Below are 22,519 nucleotides of genomic sequence, written 5' to 3' on the forward strand. Positions count from 1 at the left end.
AAAAAGTTTCAAGAAAAAGGGTTACTCATCATGAGTAACCCTTTTTTTAATGTTCGCACACAAAGAGAAAAACCAAAGCAACTAGAAAACGTAAGCAACACCAACGTTCGCGGCCATGTTGATACCACTTTCAAGTATTGGGCTATTCTCTATATCACCTTCAAGTATTGGGCTATTCTCTATATCACCTTCAAGGTTGGTATAACGAACGCCACCAGTTACTCGAACATTTGGCGTAACATGCAGATAGCCACTATTTTGAACCCATTATTCTTCACTACATCTACCTATTTATTGAGCAATTTTTGATAACTTCGCGCATTATATGGTACTCCATTCCAAAAATCAATAGAGCCCAGTTATACATCTAATGCACATAAATCCATTGTGAGTATTGTTAAGCGACCTAAAATCTCAAAACAAACGGCCAGATCCCCTCGAATGTAAAATAATTTGATTCTACGCGCCTCAAGTTGCCTATTGCGCTCGCCACGTTTTTCACACGCAAAATTGTAAATAAATACATAATTGTTAAGCAAAATTGTGGAAGCGGTCTAACCTTAAAATGTAGGGAGAGCCTATTTTTCAATCGCTCGTCAGTTTTGACTGGTTAACAAGGGGAATGTGACTATGAGTATCTTTGACCACTATCAATCACGTTATGAAGCAGCCAAGGAAGAAGAGCTGACATTGCAGGAGTTCTTAGGGCTGTGTAAAGACGATAAAAGTGCTTACGCTAATGCTGCCGAGCGCTTATTACTAGCCATTGGCGAACCAGAGGTTATTGACACTGCTCAAGACCCTCAACTGAGTCGTATTTTCTCGAACCGTGTCATCTCACGCTACAGCGAATTTAAAGATTTCTACGGTATGGAAGATGCGATTGAACAGATTGTTTCTTACTTAAAACATGCTGCGCAAGGTTTAGAAGAACGTAAACAAATCCTTTACCTACTTGGCCCTGTGGGCGGTGGTAAATCTTCTCTCGCTGAAAAACTCAAAGCCCTGATGCAGAAACTACCAATCTATGTATTGTCTGCTGACGGTGAACGAAGCCCAGTAAACGATCACCCATTCTGTCTATTCGACGTTAACGAAGACGGCGACTTATTGAAGAATGAATATGGCATTGAGAAACGCTATCTTCGCTCAATTATGTCTCCGTGGGCAGCAAAACGTCTGCACGATTTTGGCGGTGATATTTCCAAATTCAAAGTCATCAAACTGCGCCCTTCTATTCTCGATCAAGTTGCGATCGCGAAAACGGAGCCAGGTGATGAAAACAACCAAGATATCTCGTCTCTGGTTGGTAAAGTTGATATTCGTAAACTTGAACACTTCTCTCAAGATGATCCTGATGCCTACAGCTACTCTGGTGCGCTTTGTAAAGCCAACCAAGGTGTGATGGAATTCGTGGAGATGTTCAAAGCGCCAATCAAAGTATTACACCCTCTACTTACGGCAACACAAGAAGGTAACTTCAACGGTACCGAAGGGCTTTCTGCACTGCCATTTGACGGTATGATTCTCGCTCACTCGAACGAATCTGAGTGGCAGACCTTCCGTAACAACAAAAACAACGAAGCATTCCTCGACCGTGTGTACATTGTAAAAGTCCCTTACTGTCTGCGTGTGTCTGAAGAAGTTAAGATCTACAAGAAACTGCTTGAGCACAGTGAGCTATCCCAAGCGCCTTGCTCACCAAGCACACTCGATCTGCTATCGCAATTCAGCATTCTTTCGAGACTAAAAGAGCCTGAAAACTCATCTCTATTCTCTAAGATGCGTGTTTACGATGGTGAGACTCTAAAAGACACCGATCCAAAAGCGAAGAGCTACCAAGAGTACCGAGATTATGCTGGCGTTGACGAAGGCATGTCTGGGCTATCAACGCGTTTCGCCTTTAAGATCCTGTCTCGTGTGTTTAACTTCGACCAAGCCGAAGTGGCCGCGAACCCAGTGCACCTGTTCTACGTTATTGAGCAGCAAATCGAACGGGAGCAGTTCCCTCAAGAGACCGCCGAGAAGTACCTAGAGTTCTTGAAAGGATACCTAGTGCCACGCTACGTAGAGTTCATCGGTAAAGAAATTCAAACCGCTTATCTAGAGTCTTACTCTGAGTACGGTCAGAATATCTTCGACCGCTATGTCACCTACGCAGATTTCTGGATTCAAGACCAAGAGTACCGCGACCCAGAAACAGGCCAACTATTTGACCGTGCTTCTCTGAATGGTGAACTAGAGAAAATCGAGAAGACAGCCGGTATCAGTAACCCTAAAGACTTCCGAAATGAGATTGTGAACTTTGTGCTTCGTGCCAAAGCCAACAATAACGGTCAAAACCCAGTGTGGACGAGCTACGAGAAACTGCGCACTGTGATTGAGAAGAAAATGTTCTCTAACACAGAAGAGCTACTTCCTGTTATTTCGTTCAATGCTAAGACCTCAACGGATGATCAGAAAAAACATGACGACTTCGTTGCTCGTATGATGGAAAAAGGCTACACCGAGAAGCAAGTGAGACTGCTATCTGAGTGGTACCTAAGAGTTCGTAAATCCTCATAACTAAACGGTATTGAGCTGCTCAACTGAGCAGCTCGTATAAACCAATAACTTTTATACCTTAGTAAATCAATAACTCTTATACCCGAATAAAAAGTAGGATCGCGACATCAGCTGAGAGGGAGTTCTTATGGCACAATTTATCGATCGGAGGCTCAATGGCAAAAATAAGAGTGCTGTGAATAGACAGCGTTTCTTACGACGCCATAAAGAGCAAATCAAAGAATCTGTGGCCGATGCAGTTAACCGACGCTCAATCACCAATACAGAAACAGGTGAAGACGTCACTATTCCCCATAAAGACATCAAAGAGCCGAACTTTCACCAAGGTCAAGGCGGCGTAAGAGAGCGCGTTCACCCAGGTAATGATCAGTTCATCACTGGCGATAAAATCGAACGCCCTAAAGGTGGTGGTCAAGGTGGTGGCTCAGGCCAAGGCGACGCAAGCCCTGATGGCGAAGGCCAAGATGAATTTACATTCCAAATTTCAAAAGATGAATATCTTGATATTCTCTTTGAAGATTTAGCTCTGCCTAATCTAGAGAAGAATCAGGTCAACAAAATCACCGAATGGAAAACACACCGCTCTGGTTACCAAAGCGCCGGGATTCCATCTAACATAGCTATCGTTCGTTCACTGCAGCAATCTCTGGCTCGTCGAACCGCGATGACAGCAGGTAAAAAGCGCGAGCTTAACCTACTGATGGAGCAGCTTGACCAAGTTAAAATGACGGAACCCGCACAACCCTTTGAAGAAAGTCGTTTAAAAGAAGAGATTGCCGAGTTACGTAAAAAAATTGAAAGCGTGCCATTTATTGACACCTTCGACCTGCGTTTTAAAAACTACGAGAAGCGCCCTATTCCATCTAGCCAAGCCGTTATGTTCTGCCTAATGGATGTATCTGGCTCAATGGATCAAGCCACGAAAGACATTGCGAAGCGCTTTTATGTCCTTCTGTATCTGTTCCTAAATCGCACCTACGAAAACGTCGATGTTGTGTTTATTCGTCACCATACTCAGGCTAAAGAGGTCGACGAACATGAGTTTTTCTACTCACAAGAAACGGGTGGCACCATTGTTTCAAGCGCACTGAAACTGATGAAGGAAATTGTCGCAGACCGCTACCCTGCTAATGAGTGGAACATCTATGCAGCACAAGCCTCTGATGGCGATAACTGGGCTGATGACTCTCCTCGCTGTAAAGAGTTACTGGTCAATACGCTTCTGCCAACTTGCCAATATTACTCTTACATCGAAATAACACGCCGCTCTCATCAAACACTTTGGCACGAATACGAAAAACTCGAGAGCAGCTTTGACAACTTCGCCATGAAAAACATTAAAACGGTGGATGATATTTTTCCTGTGTTTAGAGAACTGTTCCAGAAAGAGACAGCGTAAGGGAGTTTGCCATGACAGCGAAATCAAACGTTGCAGAGAAAAACAAAGCTGCAAAAAAGAAAAACGACAAGATGCTGCCTGATGGTCCAGATTGGACGTTCAACCTCTTGGAGAAATACCACGTAGAAATCAAACGTGTTGCGCAGCATTACCGTTTAGATACTTACCCAAACCAGATTGAAGTGATTACTTCAGAACAGATGATGGATGCCTACTCGAGCATTGGTATGCCTATCAATTACAACCACTGGTCTTTTGGTAAGAAATTCATTCAAACCGAGCAAAACTACAAGCATGGCCAAATGGGCTTGGCATACGAAATCGTAATCAACTCCGATCCTTGTATCGCTTACCTGATGGAAGAGAACACGGTCACAATGCAGGCGCTGGTAATGGCTCACGCTTGTTATGGCCACAACTCTTTCTTTAAAGGCAACTACCTGTTCCAAACATGGACCGATGCCAGTTCCATCATCGATTACTTGTTGTTTGCTAAGAAGTACATCAGTGGTTGTGAAGAGAAATATGGTGTTGCTGAAGTCGAGCAGCTCCTTGATTCTTGTCACGCACTGATGAATTACGGCGTAGACCGATACAAACGCCCTGAGAAGATTTCCATTGCAGAAGAGACAGCAAGACAAGAAGAACGCGAAGCTTATCTGCAATCTCAAGTGAATGAGCTATGGCGAACCGTTCCTCAAAATAAAAGTAAGGAAGAAGAGACCAAGATCCGCTTTCCTAGCGAGCCTCAAGAAAACATTCTCTACTTTATCGAGAAGAACGCACCACTGCTTGAACCTTGGCAACGAGAGTGTGTTCGCATCGTTCGCAAAGTGAGCCAATACTTCTACCCTCAAAAACAAACTCAAGTGATGAACGAAGGCTGGGCAACCTTCTGGCATTACACCATTCTTAACCACCTTTACGACGAAGGCTTGGTGAGTGATAAGTTCATCTTAGAATTCCTACACAGCCATACCAGTGTCGTCGCACAACCTGCCTACAACAGTCCTTATTTCAGCGGGATAAACCCTTATGCGCTTGGCTTTGCGATGTTTAGAGACATCCGACGCATCTGTGAAGAGCCAACCGATGAAGATAGAGAGTGGTTCCCTGAGTTAGCCGGAAGTGATTGGTTAGAAGCGGTGCACTTTGCGATGCACAACTTCAAAGATGAAAGTTTCATCAGCCAATACCTTTCTCCAAAAATCATTCGAGACTTTAAGCTGTTCTCTGTACTCGACGACGACCGTAAAAATACCATTGAGGTGAGTGCTATTCATGATGATCCGGGCTATCGCCTGATTCGTGAGAAGCTTGCGGCGCAATACAACCTAAGTAACCTTGAACCAAACATTCAGGTGTTTAATGTCGATGTTCGTGGTGACCGCTCAATGACACTGCAATATGTGCCTCACGACCGCATCCCACTTGATAAAGGCTACGACGAAGTGATGAAGCATCTCTATCGCTTGTGGGGCTTTGATGTGATTTTGGAAGAGCTCAAAGATACGGGTCATAGAGAGATTCTGACTACTTGTCCAAAACGTAATGATTATGGAGCCAAGATTTAATATCAATCACAGTAAGTCAGTGTTTGGTATAAAACTCCGCTCCCCCTACAACATAGTGGTCACCCGCTCGGAAGTGGAGCAATAAAAAAGCGCATAAGTCTGATGACTTATGCGCTTTCTTTTTAAGGCTCAAACGTCTGTAAATGAACGTAAGGCACCAAGCCTAGAACTAGAACTCAATAAGCTTAAACAATCGGCTTTTGACCGCGTTCAATCAGCTTCATCAACACGCTGTCTGCAGATTTACCTGCCACGCCCGCTAGTTTGTCTGAAAGCTTTTTCTTCTGTACGTAGTGGATCGCTAGAACCGTTTTGTCCTTACATGCCGCTACGACTAAGTCATCAGAAGTGCTGATCTCATCCACCAGTCCAAGTTCATGTGCTTGTGTACCAAACCAGTGTTCACCCGTTGCTACTTTTTCAAGATCTAACGCAGGACGATGGTCACGGATGAAGTCTTTGAATAGGCCATGTGTCTCTTCTAGCTCTTCTTTAAACTTCTCACGTGCTTTATCGCTGTTCTCACCAAACATAGTAAGCGTGCGTTTGTACTCACCCGCCGTTAGCTGCTCGAACTCAATATCGTGCTTTTTAAGTAGTTTGTTGAAGTTTGGCAGTTGAGCGATAACACCAATAGAGCCAACAATAGCAAACGGTGTAGATACAATTTTGTCTGCGATACATGCCATCATGTAACCGCCGCTTGCCGCCACTTTGTCTACCGATATAGTCAGAGGCAAACCTGCCGCTTTGATACGATCAAGTTGAGAAGACGCTAAACCATAGCCGTGAACCATGCCACCGCCAGACTCAAGTTTCAGCAATACTTCATCACCTTCACGAGCCACAGCCAGAACCGCCGTTACCTCTTCACGTAATGAAGCCACTTCTTTCGCATCAATGCTGCCGTTAAAATCAAGAACGAATAGATGTGGTTCACGCTTACTATCAAGCTCACCCTCTTTCGCTGCTTTCTTCACTTCTTTACCGCGTGATTTTACTTTCTCTTTTTCCGCTTTCTTTTCTGCTTTATCACGGGCTTTGATGAAAGCATCATCGTGTAGATGGTGCTCTAGTTGTTCAATCGTCTGTTTATGATGTTCAGATAGGTTCGTGATTTCCAGCTCACCTTTAATCGCGCTTGATTTCCCACCCACAGATTTAGCAATCACTAAAATTGCGATGATGGCGATTACAACGGTCGCAATCTTGGCTAAAAACAAGCCGTAGTCCAACAAAAATTCCAATGTCATATCCCCTATTGTATGAATTAGTGTATTGTAACCATCTTGTCACGATTACCAAGAATTTCTCATCATTCCTGCGGTTATCTGTGTGATTAAACATCAATGGAATGACGAACATAATAAAAGAAAGAAGGATAAGCACAGTGGATTACCCAATCTCTACAGATGCCCTCAAAGATAAAGTAATTTTGGTTACAGGTGCCGGTGCTGGCATTGGTCGCCAAGCAGCACTAAGCTTCGCTCAACATGGTGCAACTGTCATTCTGTTAGGCCGCAATGTTAAAAACCTTGAATTCATTTACGATGAAATCGAAAGCGCTGGTTACCCACAACCTGCGATTATCCCATTGGATTTAAAAGGTGCGACAAAGCAGAACTACGTTGATATGGCTGAAACCATTCAATCACAGTTCGGTCGTTTAGACGGTCTACTTCATAATGCTGGCGTTCTTGGCACTCTGAGCCCGTTTGAGCAGATTGATGAAGAAACCTTTGATGATGTTATGCAGATCAATGTGAAGTCTGAGTTCTTGATGACTCAAGCTCTGCTACCTGCACTTAAAAAAGCAGAAGCAGGTCGTATCGTATTTACCTCTTCAACGGTTGGTCACTCTGGCCGTGCATTCTGGGGCACTTACGCAATTTCTAAGTTTGCTACCGAAGGTATGATGCAGATCCTAGCGGACGAGCTTGAAGACACGAACATCCGTGTTAACGCAATCAATCCAGGCGGCACTCAAACACGTATGCGTGCAAAAGCGTACCCAGGAGAAGATGCGAATAAGCTAAAAACGCCACTCGACATCATCCCACTGTACCTACACTTAATGAACCCAAGTGTGACAGACATTAATGGCCAATGTATCGATGCTCAACCTAAGTAACTTGATATCATTGACCAATAGTAAAAAGTCGCTTCCATAGCGGCTTTTTTTGTATCTAAATCAATCAACTAACACTGATACCAATCGTAGTAAATAACTGGTCATCCTAGCTTGTTAAAACACTCGATAACGGCGTTAGAAATTTTGATTGTAGAATAACTACTTATCGAAAATTTCTGCCTTGTTCTCAAGCATTTTTCCTGCGCTATTTATGATCACTTACTTACTGTGATTGGTATTATTCCTCTAATTTTCGTCATTTTGCTTTGCATCTTTTTCATTGTTAAATATACTGTATAAATATACAGGTATTTAATTATGCATGAACTAATAAAAAACTTACAAGACCGCCAGCTAATCTGGAAAGGGTTACAATCAACAACGCAAGGAAGCACCACTTCAACAGGCTATCCTCAACTGGATAAACAGCTTGATGGCGGCTTCCCGACGCACGGCGTTATTGAAGTTGAATCACAACAAGGGATCGGCGAGCTTCGCCTACTGACGCCCTATTTATCTCAACAAAACTCGCAAAAACTGGCCATATTCATTAACCCGCCAGGGAAGATCTGTGCTGAGTTTTTTAACAGCCAAGGCATTGAATTAGAAAACATTCTCGTTATCCAGCCTCAACGCGATCTCGATGCGTTGTGGGCAGCTGAGCAGTGCCTCAAAAGTGGTGCTTGCCATTCTGTATTGTTATGGGGAACCGATCTCGAAATTCACCAAACCAAACGCCTACAAGCAGCAAGCGAAACGGGCAAGTGCCTGCAATTTCACTTTAAAGCCACCAGCCATAATCAATTATCCCTACCCGTTTCTTTAAGCATGAAACTCTCTTCTCACGCGCAGGGGTTAAAGGTTGAAGTGACGAAGAGAAAAGGCAGTTGGTCGTATGGCAGCTTTATTCTCGACATGACCCCAAATTGGCCGTTACTGACAGAGAAAGTCATCAACATCGATAGTTCACACCACGGTCTATCAGGTAATACTGTATTGGCCTTTCCTATTGCGAAACAAGGTTAGCGCATGCTGTGGCTTTATCTGCACTTTCCATCTCTGCAGTTGGATACCTTATTTAACTCTAATGAATTGGGTTCGAGCGAAGACTCACGCGAACAACCTATTATCATCGTGGATGAAAAAGATCATCGTGTGCTGCAGGCTAATCAAGCAGCACTGGACTCAGGCATTACACTGGAGATGGGTCTAGGGTCTGCGGCAGCGCTTTGCCATAACTTACACGTCCACCCTTACAGTATTGAGCTGGAGAAAAGTAAGCTGAAAGAGATAGCTCAATGGGCGTATCTGGTCACTTCTGATATGGCGTTATTGCCACCTAATGGTTTGTTGATTAAAGCCTCTAACATGCTGTCACTTTACGACGGGCTAGATAACTATTGGCATGAACTCAAAAGCCATTTAGAAACGCTCAATATTCAGTTCAACTTTGCGACGGGTTATTCACCGCTTTCTGCGATCCTTTTGGGTAAGCAAGCGATCAACCAAGCAACAAACAATGTTCAACAGATGAAGACTTGGGTTAATCAGCAAGCTCTAAGTTCTAGCGAACTGCCGCCTAAACAAGTTGAACGCTTAAATCGTGTCGGCATTAATATCATTGAAGAGTTATTGAAGCTGCCTTTGCAAGAGGTCGCACGCCGCTTTGATATCGACTTGGTGAATTATGTCGGTCGCCTTAACGGCCAGTTCAAGCACCCGATTGATTTCTATCATCCACCAGAGAATTTCCAGCAATATTTGGAGCTATTGTTTGATATTGAAAACATCCTATTTATCGAAAAGCCGTTGCTGAAATTACTGAATCAACTCGAATGTTTTTTGAAGCTACGCGATCGAGTGGCTTTCGAGTTAACTCTGACTTTACACCTAAGAGATAAAGACGATCACCCTGTCTCTTTTTATTCGGCACAAGGTGATTACCTTGCTGAAAAATGGGCGAACCTTACTCATCTCACCTTAGAGTCACTCAAGCTCACCGCACCGGTTCAAGGACTGACCCTCAGCTTGGTTCGTCATGGAGAACCCCAAATGGCCTACCATGATCTTTTTGATGGTAATACCGGAACACTTGCCGCGTTAGATTTGCTCTCACTACTCCAAGCAAAGCTTGGACAAGCCTGTATTCAAACACCAAAAATACAGCACGACCCAAGGCCAGAAAAGGCCAATCAGTATTCGCTCCCAACACTGAGTAAGTCTGTGACAAAAAGGCAAGCGCCCTCAAGGAGCGAGCAACAAACCACAGCTCTCAGCGTCGTTCAACAGCGGCTCAGGCCCAGTATTTTACTGCCAGAGCCCGAAGCCTTAACCGAAAGCGTCACCTTATCTCAAGGCCCAGAGCGCATTGTGTCTGGCTGGTGGGACGGAGAGAAGGTCATTCGTGACTACTTTATTGCTCACAGCGAAAACGGTCGGTGGCTCTGGATATTTAAAACGCCAGATAAACAGTGGTTTTTGCACGGCTTATTTAGCTAGTCGGTAAGAACGTAAGTCAGCAAGAAACTTTGTTAGCTCCTCCGTTCTACTTATTCAATTTCAGCGTCCCTTTTCAATCATGTTCACTCGCAATGGTTAAGTGAGATTACGTTATGTCTCAGCAATACTCAGAGCTTTTCTGTCAAAGTAATTACTCCTTTCTAGAGGGAGCTTCGCATGCGGAAGAGCTTGTTTTACAGGCCGACTTCTTACGTTACAAAGCACTCGCGGTTACTGATGAGTGCTCAGTCGCGGGCATCGTTAAGGTTCACTCTGCAATCAAGCAACATAAACTGTCACTCAAGCAAATTGTCGGGAGCATGTTTTGGTTAAATGAAGAGTGCCAAGTGATCTTGATATGCCCAAACAGACAAGCCTACGCCGAGCTGTGCCGTATAATTACCAACGCGAGACGTCGTAGCAGTAAGGGACATTATCAGCTCTCTGAGTGGGATATCATGTCGGCTAAGCACTGCTTTATTCTTTGGCTTCCTCAACAGAAAAATGAAGACGCGCATTGGGGGAAATGGCTCTCCCAGCACCATTCAGGTCGGCTTTGGATCGGCTTACAAAGACACCTAAAGCAAACCGACCAGCAGTACACAGATTACTGCGTTGAGCTGTCACAACATCATCAACTGCCGATAACAGCTTGTGGTGGCGTGCTAATGCACAATGCTAACCGCTTACCCTTACAGCACTCACTCACTGCGATAAAGTACCAAAAGCCCATTACCGAAGTGGGCAGTCACTTACTCGCTAATGCCGAGCGCTGTTTACGGAGTATCAATAAGCTCTCTCATATCTTCAAAGCGGAGTGGCTAGAAGAGAGCAACCGTATCGCTGAGCTGTGTGAATTTGATTTAAATAGCTTGCGATACGAATATCCCAGTGAGCTGATTCCTCAAGGGGAGACACCCATGAGTTATCTGCGCATGTTGGTCGAAAAAGGAAAACAGACTCGCTTCCCACAAGGTGTACCTAACGACATCCAACAAATCATAGATAAAGAATTGGGATTAATTGACGAGCTTGACTACCCTTTCTTTTTTCTCACCATTCATGACATCGTGATGTTTGCCAAAAGCCAAGGCATTCTTTACCAAGGTCGAGGTTCAGCGGCCAATTCCGTGGTCTGTTACTGCTTAGAAATCACCTCTGTCGACCCAAGACAGATCTCGGTGCTGTTTGAGCGTTTCATCAGTAAAGAGCGCGATGAGCCGCCTGATATTGATGTCGATTTTGAACACGAACGTCGTGAAGAAGTCATCCAATACATCTATAAAAAATACGGTAGAGAACGGGCTGCACTTGCTGCAACAGTCATCTCTTATCGCTTCAAAAGTGCGGTGAGAGATGTGGGGAAAGCATTAGGGCTACAAGAAACTCAGCTCGACTACTTCATCAAGAACACCAATCGCAGGGACAAAAGCTTAGGTTGGCAGGCTCAGCTCACTCAATTAGGGCTACAACCTGATTATTTGAAGGGGCAGCAGTTTATCCACTTGGTTAATGAGATTATCGGCTTCCCACGTCACTTATCTCAACATGTCGGTGGCTTTGTCATATCCTCAGGGCCTTTGTATGAGCTGGTTCCCGTCGAAAATGCAGCGATGCACGATCGAACCATTATCCAATGGGATAAGGATGATCTAGAAACCTTAGGCTTGCTGAAAGTTGATGTGCTCGCGTTGGGTATGCTCTCTGCGATTCGTAAATGTTTCGACCTGATCAAACGTATTCACGGGCGATCACTGACCATTGCTGAGATCACTCGCCTTAAGGACGATCCTCAGGTTTACGGCATGATTCAGCGAGCAGACACAGTCGGGATATTCCAAATTGAGTCACGCGCACAAATGAGCATGCTGCCAAGGCTTAAACCGAAGACTTATTACGACTTGGTGATTCAAATCGCTATCGTACGCCCAGGCCCTATTCAGGGTGATATGGTGCATCCGTTTCTCAAGCGTCGAGATGGCATTGAGCCAATCAGTTATCCATCTAAAGACGTGGAATCAGTACTGTCGCGCACCTTAGGTGTACCGATATTCCAAGAGCAAGTGATCAAACTCGCGATGGTCGCTGCAGGGTTCACAGGCGGAGAAGCAGATCAACTCAGACGGGCAATGGCCGCTTGGAAGAAAAATGGCAACGTCTTTAAGTTTAAAAACAAACTCATCGAAGGAATGCAAAAGCGCGGCTATGAGACAGAGTTTGCTGAGCAGATCTTTAAACAGATATGCGGCTTTGGCGAGTACGGTTTCCCTGAAAGCCACTCCGCTTCGTTTGCGGTGTTAGCGTATTGCTCCGCTTGGTTGAAATGCTACTACCCAGAGTGCTTCTACGCTTCTCTGTTGAATAGCCAACCGATGGGGTTTTATAGCCCTTCACAGTTAGTACAAGACGCACAACGACACAATGTGGTGATACTTCCGGTATGTGTGAACGCTTCTCAAAACGACCACACGGTTGCCCCTCATCAGAATGGTCTAGCGATTCGCTTAGGGCTGCGACAAATCAAAGGATTCAGCGAGCATGGAATTCAAAGCGTGCTCGCCAATCGTCCACCATCCGGTTATCGCCACCCTAGTCAGGTGAAACAGTTATCGATGAATAAGAAAGATATCGAGCTACTGGCATCGGCCAATGCGCTACATAACGTTTCTGGAGACCGCTTCCAGACTCGCTGGGCGATCATGGACTCGGCGTCGGATTTACCTCTGTTTAGCCAAGCCTATGACGATGCTGAGGCAGGACATGACGAACATGTACTGCACAAGCCCAATGAGATGCAAGATCTACTCGAAGACTTCACCAGTGTCGGAATTTCATTGAACAAGCACCCCATCACTTTGCTCGAAGAAGCAGGACGATTAGGTCGATTCACACACATGAAAGATTTAATACAGCAAAGACACAAATCTATGGTCACCGTTGTCGGATTAGTCACAGGTAAACAATCTCCCGGCACCGCGGCAGGTGTCACCTTTGTTACGCTGGAAGATAGCACTGGCAATATTAATGTCGTGGTATGGGGAGCAACCGCACGCGCTCAACAGCAAGCTTATCTCACAGCCAAGGCGTTAAAAGTACAAGGGATATTAGAAAAAGAAGGTGAAGTCGTGCATGTTATCGCGGGAAAACTTATCGATATTACCGATGAAATTGTTGGCTTGAAAACCAAATCTCGGGATTTTCATTAGCGAAGTACCAACTGTTCTCAATCGATCATTGGCTAAAGAAAAGAGAGAAAGAAAAACGAAAAAGGGAAGCATCCGCTTCCCTTCAATTCCAGTTGTTGAGTTATGACTCAACTTCAGCTTCCGTACGTCTTTTCTTAAATTCCCTATACAGTAATAAGCTCAAAGTCATGACGACTTTAGACGTTAACCATATCATTAAGAGGAACTACCTTAGATTGTGTGTGAAAAATTACGCTAGTAGTTGAGCATATTTCGTTAAGAAAAATATGCTGCGTGAATATTAGCAAGCGTTTTCTATAAGGTCACTCAAAACAAACCGTACAGCAGCATTAATTATAAAATCTGACGCATTCGCTCTTGAGTCACTTCAACCAAGAGGTCTGGCTGGAACTTAGAAATAAAGCGGTTACACCCTACTTTCTCAACCATAGCTTCATTAAAACTTCCACTTAATGAAGTATTTAGCGTGATGAATAGGTCATGCATTCTTGGGTCAGTACGTACTTCGTGTGTCAGCTTGTAGCCGTCCATTTCAGGCATTTCAGCATCGGTGATCATCAACAATATTTCTTGATTGATGTCTTTGCCTTCATCACACCAGCCCTTAAGTAAGGTCAGTGCTTCTAAGCCATCACAACACTCAATAATGTTCAAACCCAACTGCGACAAGGTGCCTTTGATCTGGTTACGCGCTGTTGAAGAGTCATCAACGATAAGCACATTGCGTCCTATCATCTCCTGAGCTAATTGTTCATCTAAAACGCCTTCAGAGATCGAGACATCGTAATCAATGATCTCAGCCAACACTTTCTCAACATCGATGATCTCGACGATCTTGTGCTGCTCTTCTTCTTGAATATGCGTAATAGCGGTTAGGTAGTTTGCACGGCCTGTTGTCTTTGGCGGCGGCTGGATTTCTGTCCATGTCGTGTTCACGATATTACGAACTTGCCCAACCAAGAAACCTTGTACGGTTCGGTTGTATTCCGTAATAATCAGGTTGCTCTCTTGAGACTCCGCACGAGATGGCGGAAAGCCAATGGCACTGCGTAAATCGATAACAGGCACCGATTCACCACGTAAAGACGCAACACCCGTAATATGATGATGAGAGCCCGGTAAGCGAGTGAGTACTGGCACTTTGAGGACTTCTTTCACTTTAAATACGTTAATCGCAAATAGTTGACGACTATTTAAGCTGAATAACAAGAGTTCCAGACGGTTTTCACCGACCAGTTTGGTTCTCTGATCAACCGAATTTAAAACGCCAGACATACAACACCTTAGTGACAAATAATAACTGTGGCTACAATAGCCTACTTCAATAGGTTAAAGCAAAGCGCCAATGCACAGAATGCTTAAACTAAGTACAACAAATGATGTTATACAAAGCTTAAGTACATGGAAAGGTTCAAGGTAAGGCTACAAGACGAGAAAAAGGGGTTAACCTTCAATAACTTTCATTAACAGTTGGCCATCGTATAAGGCCTGCTTGATGAGCGCAGCACCTGGCATGGTTGCCTGCTTATAAAAACGAGATTCCACCAGCTCTAAGTCTTTATGGTAAACCGATAGACTCTGCTCTTCGATACACTTTTGAATCGCCGGGTATAACACGCTCTTCGCCTGATTGATAACACCACCCACCAAGATTTTCTCTGGGTTGAACAGGTTAATCACAATCGCAATCGCAGAACCTAGATAACGGCCTAACTGTTCAATCACTTCGACAGCCAGCGGATCCCCATTAGCAGCGGCAGCACAGATCTGTTCAATAGTGACGTCTTCAAACACCGTTAGCGTTGATTCTTCACCATTTACCAATCGCTCTTTGACTTGCTCACGGATTGCCTGAGAACTCGCCACCGTTTCTAAACAGCCTCGATTACCACAGTGGCAAAGCTTGCCTTCCTTGTCGATCTGGATATGCCCCAACTCACCGATGTTACCGTGACGTCCTTGCAGAACGCGACCATCAAGAATGATCCCGGCACCTAAACCGTGGTGAATCGAGATAAGAACAGAGTTGTCGTTGTCTTGTGAGTTACCAAACAGCTTTTCTGCTAATGCCCACGCTCGGGTATCATTGGCAATAAAAACTGGCAAACCGGTTTCTTTGTAGATCTCCGGCCCCAACGCTAAGTTTTCAACGTTATAGTGCGGCATCTGCAACACAATACCTTGCTCTGAATTCACCAGACCTGGCAGTGTGATAGCGATACTCGTCACCCTGTCGAGTTGCTCGGCATAGGTTTGGAAGAACTCATCGATTTCATGGAGAAGACGCGCAAGCACATCGTCTTGATCACGTTCATGGATATCAATCTTGGTATCGATAAGCACGTCGCCGCCCAATTCATGGAGCGCGATCGTCAAGTATCCGCGACCAAGACGCATCGACAAAAATTGCCAACCTTCGTTATTGGTTTGCAGACCGACAGCAGGACGCCCACGAGTCGTGGCTTCTTGAACCGTCGTTTCGTGAATAAGGTGAGCTTCAATGAGTTCACGGGTAATTTTAGTAATACTCGCCGGAGCCAACTCACTTTGCTTGGACAGATCGATACGAGAAATAGGACCTTTAAGGTCAATTAGTTTATATACACGACCAGCATTGACCTGTTTGATATGATCAATATGGCCCGGTTGAGCCATGTACATTTTACGCTCCAGAAATCATCAACGAGGTAATTTTTTTACTTTGCGAAGTAATTGTGAAGTCACTTGGTATATCGCCGTGACCAGTATCACGTATATACATGAATCTTTGTGTATCGAGTCAAATAGTTCGAGGAAAATTAACACCCACATCGATAATTTGCGACTTAATTTTCAGAATAAAACATCGCATTTGAGCCCTGAATTCAATAATTAAAGGCAAATCAAGAAATATCCTCCTAGCTCCCAATAAATTATCAATTAATGCATATACTTAATTCAGTCTTTTAAAAGATTACTTGGCCTCACTCTAGGAGTATTCATGACAGCCGAATTAAGAAAAACGAAAATCGTCACAACGCTAGGCCCTTCTACTGATAAAGGTAACGTGCTTGAAGAGATCATCAAAGCCGGTGCCAATATAGTCCGTATGAACTTCTCTCACGGCACCAGCGACGACCATATACAACGCGCAGAAAAAGTCAGAGCAATAGCAAAAAGACACGGTACTCAAATCGCCATTCTCGGAGACTTACAAGGTCCCAAGATTCGTGTGTCGACATTCAAAGATGGCAAAATCCAACTTGCCGTAGGCGACCTGTTCACTCTCGATAGCAGCCTAGGTTTAGGTGAAGGCAATCAAGAAGCCGTTGGCCTTGATTACAAAGAACTGCCTAACGACGTATCCGCCGGCGATATACTGTTGCTTGACGATGGTCGTGTTCAACTCAAAGTAACCAAAGTGGAAGGCTGTCGCGTTCATACCGAAGTCATCATTGGCGGCCCACTCTCAAATAACAAAGGCATCAACAAAAAAGGGGGTGGCCTTTCCGCAGAAGCGCTAACAGAAAAAGACAAGCGCGACATCGTCACCGCCGCACAAATCAAAGTGGATTACCTAGCGGTGTCTTTCCCTCGTAATGGTGAAGACATGCACTATGCTCGTCAGCTTGCACGAGAAGCCGGCTTAGAAGCTCACCTCGTCGCAAAAGTGGAGCGAGCAGAGACAGTAGCTACAGTTGAGAACATGGATGACATCATAATGGCCTCAGATGTGGTCATGGTGGCTCGTGGTGACCTCGGAGTGGAAATTGGCGACCCTGAGTTAGTCGGAGTACAAAAACAGCTTATACGCCGTGCCAGAGCGCTTAACCGAACTGTCATCACCGCAACTCAGATGATGGAATCAATGATTTCTGCGCCAATGCCAACCCGTGCCGAAGTTATGGATGTTGCCAACGCCGTACTCGATGGCACCGATGCTGTGATGCTGTCTGGTGAAACTGCAGCTGGTGACTACCCAGTCGAGACCGTAAAATCGATGGCTGAAGTCTGTATTGGTGCGGAAAAAATGGCAGGCATTAATAACCAATCCAATTACCGTATTGACCGCACCTTTGTTACTGCCGAAGAAACCGTTTCGATGGCGACCATCTACTCTGCAAACCATATGGAAGGCATTAAAGGCGTTGTCACTCTAACCGAGTCGGGCCGCACTGCACTGATGATGTCTCGCCTAAGTGCTGACATGCCTATTTACGCGCTGTCTCGTAACGAAGGAACGCTTAATCGCTGTACCTTGTACCGAGGTGTAACACCTATCTACTTCGAGACAGAAGCCAAAGACAGCTTTGATATTGCACTATCAACGTTAGATTGCCTGAAAGAAGAAGGATACCTTAAGTTTGGCGACCTAGTGATCGTCACCCAAGGAGACATTATGGATGTAGCAGGGTCAACCAACTGTATGAGAATCTTGCCTGTCACCTAATATTTGACCTTAAGGCGAAACGATTCGCCTAATCTCAAAAACTTAAAAGGGTTATCGAACCAAGTTCAATAACCCTTTTTCATTTCAGAACACGACTCACTACAATCTGCTTAAACAGCATAACGAGCTCACAGCATGCTAGCTCATCAACTTCGGGAATTAGTTACCCGCAGCAATGGTGGCTAACTGTGGCATATGCGAGTTGCGAGCGTTTTCCGTTGAGGTATAGGTCTCCACAAATCGGTAACCGGCTTCTAAACCCAATTCGTAATCATGCAGTAAATCATCTTTATGACTCATTAATGAGCTCGATTTAAGCGTTTGACTAGGTGCTATCTGAACCACAAACGCGTCGTCTGGTGGCGAATTCAAAAAATCCTGAGTCAATGAGTAGGTCTGATAATGCACCATCAGCATGTCAGCCAAGCCTGAATCAAACTTATCGCCAATCAAATGACTTAAGCGATAAATATCATCTGCACCAAATAGCCAGCGACCACCGTTCAGCAGGTCTAAATGCCCACGGTCACGCTTCTGCTCTTTTGAGCGCATAATTTGTTGTTGGAAGAAAGAGGTCCAATCGGTTTTCCACTGCTCCACTTTCTGTTGCCAATGACCTTGAACACTGTCGAAAGATTCGCGAAACCACTCCAGTTCTTCGGCAGAGATTGGTTTAGGCGCTCTGACTGAAGATCCCTTAACTGGTGCTTCAACCAATTGGGTATTACCTTCCTCAACCACTGGCTCAGTACGAATCACTACAATAGAACGGGCTTGTCTTCGCCACGCTTCCTGAACTGGGATACACGCCGATACACCACCGTCCACATAAGCACTGTCACCAATAAAGACTTCATCATTGTACAAACGAGGAATGGCGCAGGTCGCAATCATCACCTTGTACCAATCTTCACCCAATAATGGGAAGTAGTGGTCTCGTAAGTCTTTGGAATCCGTTACAGCCGCATAGAAGTGGCGATCGCCTAGCGTTTGCCGCCCTAAATCCAGATCGAGCTTATATGGGTAAGCCATAATTTGTTCTAGTGCCCATTCTAATCCTAGGTTCTTTCTGTGTCGTATATAGGAAAAGAGATTGAAGAACTCTGGTGAGGTTGTGAGGTCGAGAACAAAAGAACGGCCAAGGCCTTTATCACGGCACAGATAAGCGCATAAGTTGAGAGCACCTGCTGAGGTACCAAAAAATTCGTCGAAGGGGTCAAAATTTGAGAGAAGAAAGGCATCCAGCACTCCAGAAGTAAAAATACTTCTCTGTCCGCCACCTTGAGCGACCAGTGCTGTTTTTCCAGCAATAAACTTAGCGTAATAATCCAAGTCTATTGCTGTATCAATATTGGTTATAATCCCACTATTCATTATTCCCTGAGTATCAAAACTCAGCCTCGCAATAGATGGTATTAACTACCAATCGCAATAAAGCCAAATGAAAGAATGATCATGTAGATAAACACGGTAATTTGTAGGGCATTTTTCAGATTATGGTCCATAGACACCTCTGGCTTGTTATTAATTTGTCGAGTCTCTATTTAAGTACTATCAGGTGTGTGAAGTATCTTCAAGAATCGTCGAAATTAGTCGCACAATATTGATGTAACCATCACAATTAGTATGTGTATGGATAAGGATATACTCATGAATAACAAAGCAAATATGATGGCACTGATTACGCTTCTCTCCGTTTCAAGCGCGTATGCTTCGCCGGAGATCATCATTACACCTATGGTAGGTTATACCGGCGGTGGCAGTGTCGAAGACCAGGACGGTAAAACCTATGACATGAAAGGCTCTGAAAATTACACCTTTGCCATTGAAACGCCACTTGAAAAAGGACGCATCGGCTTCTTCTACTCCAATCAGAGCTCGGAATTAGAAACGCTCAACCTAAGCTCCTCCATCCAATACCTGCACCTTCAAAGCAGCATCTACTACCCTGCTTCGCCTGTGTTGTCGGGTTATCTAGGGCTAGGCCTGGGTGCTTCTTACGTCGATGTAGACTGGGCAAAAGATAAGTATGGATTCTCAACTTCTATCTTTGGTGGCTTAGAGTACAAATTTAGTGACCGACTAGCGTTGAACACACAAGTACGTTGGTTAGGCACGGTTGTCGACAACGATACCTCCGGTGTTTGTAATATCCCAAATAACGGGCAAGAGTGCATCATTCGCTTTGATACTGACTGGATGAACCAATTCCAAGCCAATGTCGGACTGAGTTTTACTTTCTAAGTGGCTCAATGAAGCAAAATATAAGATCGGCCCAAACGAAAAAACCAGCTAAATGCTGGTTTTTTCATTATTAAAACGGTTTTAGTTCAGGTTAGAACTTATAGGTAACACCTAAAGCGCCGCCCACTTGCAACTCAACACCTTTATACATATCGAGTTCAGGGTGAACTTGAGCGTAAGCATTCCAACCTTCGTAGAAATTCACTTTCACGCCTAACGGCAAGCGTAAGCCAAAGTCGTCATTCCATTCAGCCCAAGCACCAGCACCGACGTACCAGCTCAACGGAGCTTCAGTCTCGAACTGACCACGCTTCAAAATGTAATCAAAGGCAGCGCCGTCATTGCCAATCGTAGCACGGTATTTCTGATCAAATTCCACAACGACACTCAGGTCTTGGTCAATGGCGAGTCCCACTTCCAAAGCTGGAGCTTCAGAAGCTTGAGCAAACGAGGCTCCGCTGCAGCACATAAGGCCGATCAAGTAACGATGTTTCATAATATTCTCAGACTGTATTTAAAAAACGGAAGTCTACTGGAATCTCAGCAAAAGGTGTCATCGCTGGGTAAAAGATAAAAGACACGAAAAATTTAAGAGCAACCATCAACTGATCGAGTTGAATGATAAGTATCTGAGTTAATGGAGATTAAGCACAATAGATCTTTCATAGAGCAGAAAACAAAAAAGGAGGCCTTTCGGCCTCCTTTCAATTTATTGAATCAGAGAATTAACCGTTGTTACGGATCCACTCATCCATGTCTGTCTTAAGGTTGTCAGACTTAGTACCGAAGATAGCTTGTACGCCACCCGCTACTACTACAACACCTGCAGCGCCTAGTTTCTTCAGCTTGTCTTGGTCAACAAGAGCTGTATCAGCTACTGCAACACGTAGACGAGTAATACAAGCGTCAAGACCAGTGATGTTCGCTTTACCACCGAATGCAGCAACTAGCTCACCAGCAAGTTCAGAACCAGTCGCAACTGACTCTTCTTCAGTCTCGTCTTCACGGCCTGGAGTTTTAAGGTCTAGAGCTTTAATCACAGTGCGGAATACGATGTAGTAAATTGCAGCGTAAGCAATACCACATACAACCATTAGGCCCATCTTAGACGCGTTGCCAGATAGAACTAGGAAGTCGATTAGACCGTGTGAGAAAGATGTACCGTGTACAAAACCTAGAGTGTTCGCAAGAACGTATGCAGAACCAGCTAGTAGAGCGTGGATTGCGTACAGTACTGGAGCAACGAATAGGAAAGAGAATTCGATTGGTTCAGTGATACCCGTTAGGAATGAAGTCAACGCAGCAGAAGCCATGATGCCCATTACTTTAGCGCGGTTTTCAGGCTTAGCTGAGTGTGCAATCGCGATTGCAGCAGCAGGTAGACCGAACATCTTGAACATGTAACCACCAGCTAGCTGACCGAAGCCATTGCCCGCTGCACGAGATGCGTCATCAGCAACTAAGTAACAAGTAAGAACACCGTTTTGAGTTTCGCCAGCAGCGTTTACACAAGTACCAGCTTCAAAGAAGAAAGGTACGTTCCAAACGTGGTGAAGACCAAATGGAATTAGAGAACGCTCAACGATACCGTAGATACCAAACGCCACTTGTGGGTTTTGGTGAGCAGCCCAATCAGAGAACGCAGAGATAGCGCCGCCAACTGGTGGCCATACTACAGATAGTAGGATTGCTAGACCAATCGCAGAGAAACCTGTGATGATTGGCACAGCACGCTTACCAGCGAAGAAGCCAAGGTACTCTGGTAGTTGAATACGGAAGAAACGGTTGAATGCCCAAGCAGCAACACCACCGACTAGGATACCACCTAGTACACCAGTATCGATTTTATCAACGCCCATTACACCAGCCATTACGCCAAGTGTAGCAGTCATGATGCCATAACCAACGATAGCAGCTAGACCCGCTACACCATCGTTGTTAGTAAAGCCAAGTGCAACACCTACTGCGAACAGTAGTGCCATTTGACCGAATACTGAACCACCAGCTTGTTCCATTAAGTTTGAAACGATTTCTGGAATGAAAGGAAGATCTGCTGCACCGACACCTAGCAAAATACCCGCAACTGGTAAAACTGATACTGGAAGCATCAGAGACTTACCAACTTTCTGCAGGCTAGCAAAAAGGTTCTTAAACATGTTTATGCTCCTGATAAAGATAAAATAATTATATTGGGTTCTAACGGCACACCCCCGTAGCCTATATGTTAGCACCCTGCGAAAATGTAACCATGTATTGCATTATATTTTCTGCCGCTAAATATATATTGATGGGGAACTAACTTTCTAGTCACTTACGAAATTTAGTTTCAAAACACGTCTTGGATCACATGTCAAATCTAGAAATGCAATGCTTTACAAGTGTTTAATGCATTGAAATATATAAGTATTTTTCAAGAGCCCTATTATTTTACTGGGTAAATAAAATAGGAGCGAATGTTATTTTTAGTAACAA

17 protein-coding genes are annotated in these 22,519 nt (G+C 44.6%); 10 read left to right on the top strand and 7 right to left on the bottom strand.

Features of this window, described 5'->3' with window-relative positions; translation table 11 throughout:
* Nucleotides 1-30: 30 nt before the first annotated feature.
* The 4 genes from AB4154_RS07665 to AB4154_RS07680 all read left to right on the top strand — a co-directional run bounded on the left by AB4154_RS07665 (nucleotide 31) and on the right by AB4154_RS07680 (nucleotide 5,538).
* Nucleotides 31-309 (top strand): hypothetical protein, encoded by a 279-nt coding sequence (locus tag AB4154_RS07665; protein ID WP_372122641.1) that lies wholly within the window; start codon nucleotides 31-33, stop codon nucleotides 307-309.
* A gap of 321 nt (nucleotides 310-630) precedes the next feature.
* A complete protein-coding gene (locus AB4154_RS07670) occupies nucleotides 631-2,565 on the top strand; it encodes a PrkA family serine protein kinase (RefSeq protein WP_017062132.1) in 1,935 nt (644 codons plus the stop codon).
* 127 nt (nucleotides 2,566-2,692) lie between these two features.
* Nucleotides 2,693-3,964 (top strand): YeaH/YhbH family protein, encoded by a 1,272-nt coding sequence (locus tag AB4154_RS07675; RefSeq protein WP_372058184.1) that lies wholly within the window; start codon nucleotides 2,693-2,695, stop codon nucleotides 3,962-3,964.
* A gap of 11 nt (nucleotides 3,965-3,975) precedes the next feature.
* Nucleotides 3,976-5,538 (top strand): SpoVR family protein, encoded by a 1,563-nt coding sequence (locus tag AB4154_RS07680; protein ID WP_017062134.1) that lies wholly within the window; start codon nucleotides 3,976-3,978, stop codon nucleotides 5,536-5,538.
* A 185-nt stretch (nucleotides 5,539-5,723) separates the two neighbouring features.
* Here AB4154_RS07680 and sohB read toward each other — a convergent pair whose 3' ends face one another.
* A complete protein-coding gene (gene sohB / locus AB4154_RS07685) occupies nucleotides 5,724-6,791 on the bottom strand; it encodes a protease SohB (RefSeq protein WP_372122642.1) in 1,068 nt (355 codons plus the stop codon).
* 137 nt (nucleotides 6,792-6,928) lie between these two features.
* On the opposite strand from sohB, the gene AB4154_RS07690 reads away from it, so the two are divergent.
* From AB4154_RS07690 to AB4154_RS07705, 4 genes are all read left to right on the top strand, one after another.
* Entirely contained in the window at nucleotides 6,929-7,669 is a 741-nt protein-coding gene (locus tag AB4154_RS07690) for a YciK family oxidoreductase (protein ID WP_017062135.1), read from the top strand.
* 318 nt (nucleotides 7,670-7,987) lie between these two features.
* A complete protein-coding gene (gene imuA / locus AB4154_RS07695) occupies nucleotides 7,988-8,695 on the top strand; it encodes a translesion DNA synthesis-associated protein ImuA (RefSeq protein ID WP_372122644.1) in 708 nt (235 codons plus the stop codon).
* Nucleotides 8,696-8,698: 3 nt separating this feature from the next.
* Nucleotides 8,699-10,168: a DNA polymerase Y family protein gene (locus AB4154_RS07700; RefSeq protein ID WP_102398091.1), complete on the top strand. Its 1,470-nt coding sequence runs from the start codon at nucleotides 8,699-8,701 to the stop codon at nucleotides 10,166-10,168.
* Nucleotides 10,169-10,281: 113 nt separating this feature from the next.
* A complete protein-coding gene (locus tag AB4154_RS07705) occupies nucleotides 10,282-13,374 on the top strand; it encodes an error-prone DNA polymerase (protein WP_372122645.1) in 3,093 nt (1,030 codons plus the stop codon).
* A gap of 333 nt (nucleotides 13,375-13,707) precedes the next feature.
* Here the strand turns inward: AB4154_RS07705 and AB4154_RS07710 are convergent, their stop codons facing one another.
* Both AB4154_RS07710 and AB4154_RS07715 read right to left on the bottom strand, forming a co-directional pair.
* Complete coding sequence (locus AB4154_RS07710) at nucleotides 13,708-14,649, bottom strand: chemotaxis protein CheV (RefSeq protein ID WP_017062139.1); 942 nt, start codon at nucleotides 14,647-14,649, stop codon at nucleotides 13,708-13,710.
* 168 nt (nucleotides 14,650-14,817) lie between these two features.
* Nucleotides 14,818-16,035: an ROK family protein gene (locus AB4154_RS07715; protein WP_017062140.1), complete on the bottom strand. Its 1,218-nt coding sequence runs from the start codon at nucleotides 16,033-16,035 to the stop codon at nucleotides 14,818-14,820.
* A gap of 319 nt (nucleotides 16,036-16,354) precedes the next feature.
* On the opposite strand from AB4154_RS07715, the gene pyk reads away from it, so the two are divergent.
* Nucleotides 16,355-17,803: a pyruvate kinase gene (gene pyk / locus AB4154_RS07720; RefSeq protein WP_102321122.1), complete on the top strand. Its 1,449-nt coding sequence runs from the start codon at nucleotides 16,355-16,357 to the stop codon at nucleotides 17,801-17,803.
* A 159-nt stretch (nucleotides 17,804-17,962) separates the two neighbouring features.
* Here pyk and AB4154_RS07725 read toward each other — a convergent pair whose 3' ends face one another.
* Together AB4154_RS07725 and AB4154_RS07730 are read right to left on the bottom strand one after the other, a co-directional pair.
* Nucleotides 17,963-19,177 carry a patatin family protein gene (locus tag AB4154_RS07725; RefSeq protein WP_372122647.1) on the bottom strand — a complete coding sequence of 405 codons (1,215 nt, stop codon included), beginning with the start codon at nucleotides 19,175-19,177 and terminating at the stop codon, nucleotides 17,963-17,965.
* Nucleotides 19,178-19,218: 41 nt separating this feature from the next.
* On the bottom strand, nucleotides 19,219-19,308 hold the full coding sequence (locus AB4154_RS07730) for a YnhF family membrane protein (RefSeq protein WP_100214626.1): 90 nt from the start codon (nucleotides 19,306-19,308) through the stop codon (nucleotides 19,219-19,221).
* Nucleotides 19,309-19,453: 145 nt separating this feature from the next.
* On the opposite strand from AB4154_RS07730, the gene AB4154_RS07735 reads away from it, so the two are divergent.
* Entirely contained in the window at nucleotides 19,454-20,047 is a 594-nt protein-coding gene (locus AB4154_RS07735; protein WP_017067207.1) for an outer membrane beta-barrel protein, read from the top strand.
* Nucleotides 20,048-20,138: 91 nt separating this feature from the next.
* Here AB4154_RS07735 and AB4154_RS07740 read toward each other — a convergent pair whose 3' ends face one another.
* Both AB4154_RS07740 and ptsG read right to left on the bottom strand, forming a co-directional pair.
* Nucleotides 20,139-20,543 carry a hypothetical protein gene (locus AB4154_RS07740; protein ID WP_017062144.1) on the bottom strand — a complete coding sequence of 135 codons (405 nt, stop codon included), beginning with the start codon at nucleotides 20,541-20,543 and terminating at the stop codon, nucleotides 20,139-20,141.
* Nucleotides 20,544-20,772: 229 nt separating this feature from the next.
* A complete protein-coding gene (gene ptsG / locus AB4154_RS07745) occupies nucleotides 20,773-22,203 on the bottom strand; it encodes a PTS glucose transporter subunit IIBC (protein WP_017062145.1) in 1,431 nt (476 codons plus the stop codon).
* Between the last annotated feature and the right edge of the window lie 316 nt (nucleotides 22,204-22,519).

The organism is Vibrio sp. 10N.286.51.B11 (genome assembly GCF_041469245.1).
GTDB classification, from domain to species: Bacteria; Pseudomonadota; Gammaproteobacteria; order Enterobacterales; family Vibrionaceae; genus Vibrio; species Vibrio crassostreae_C.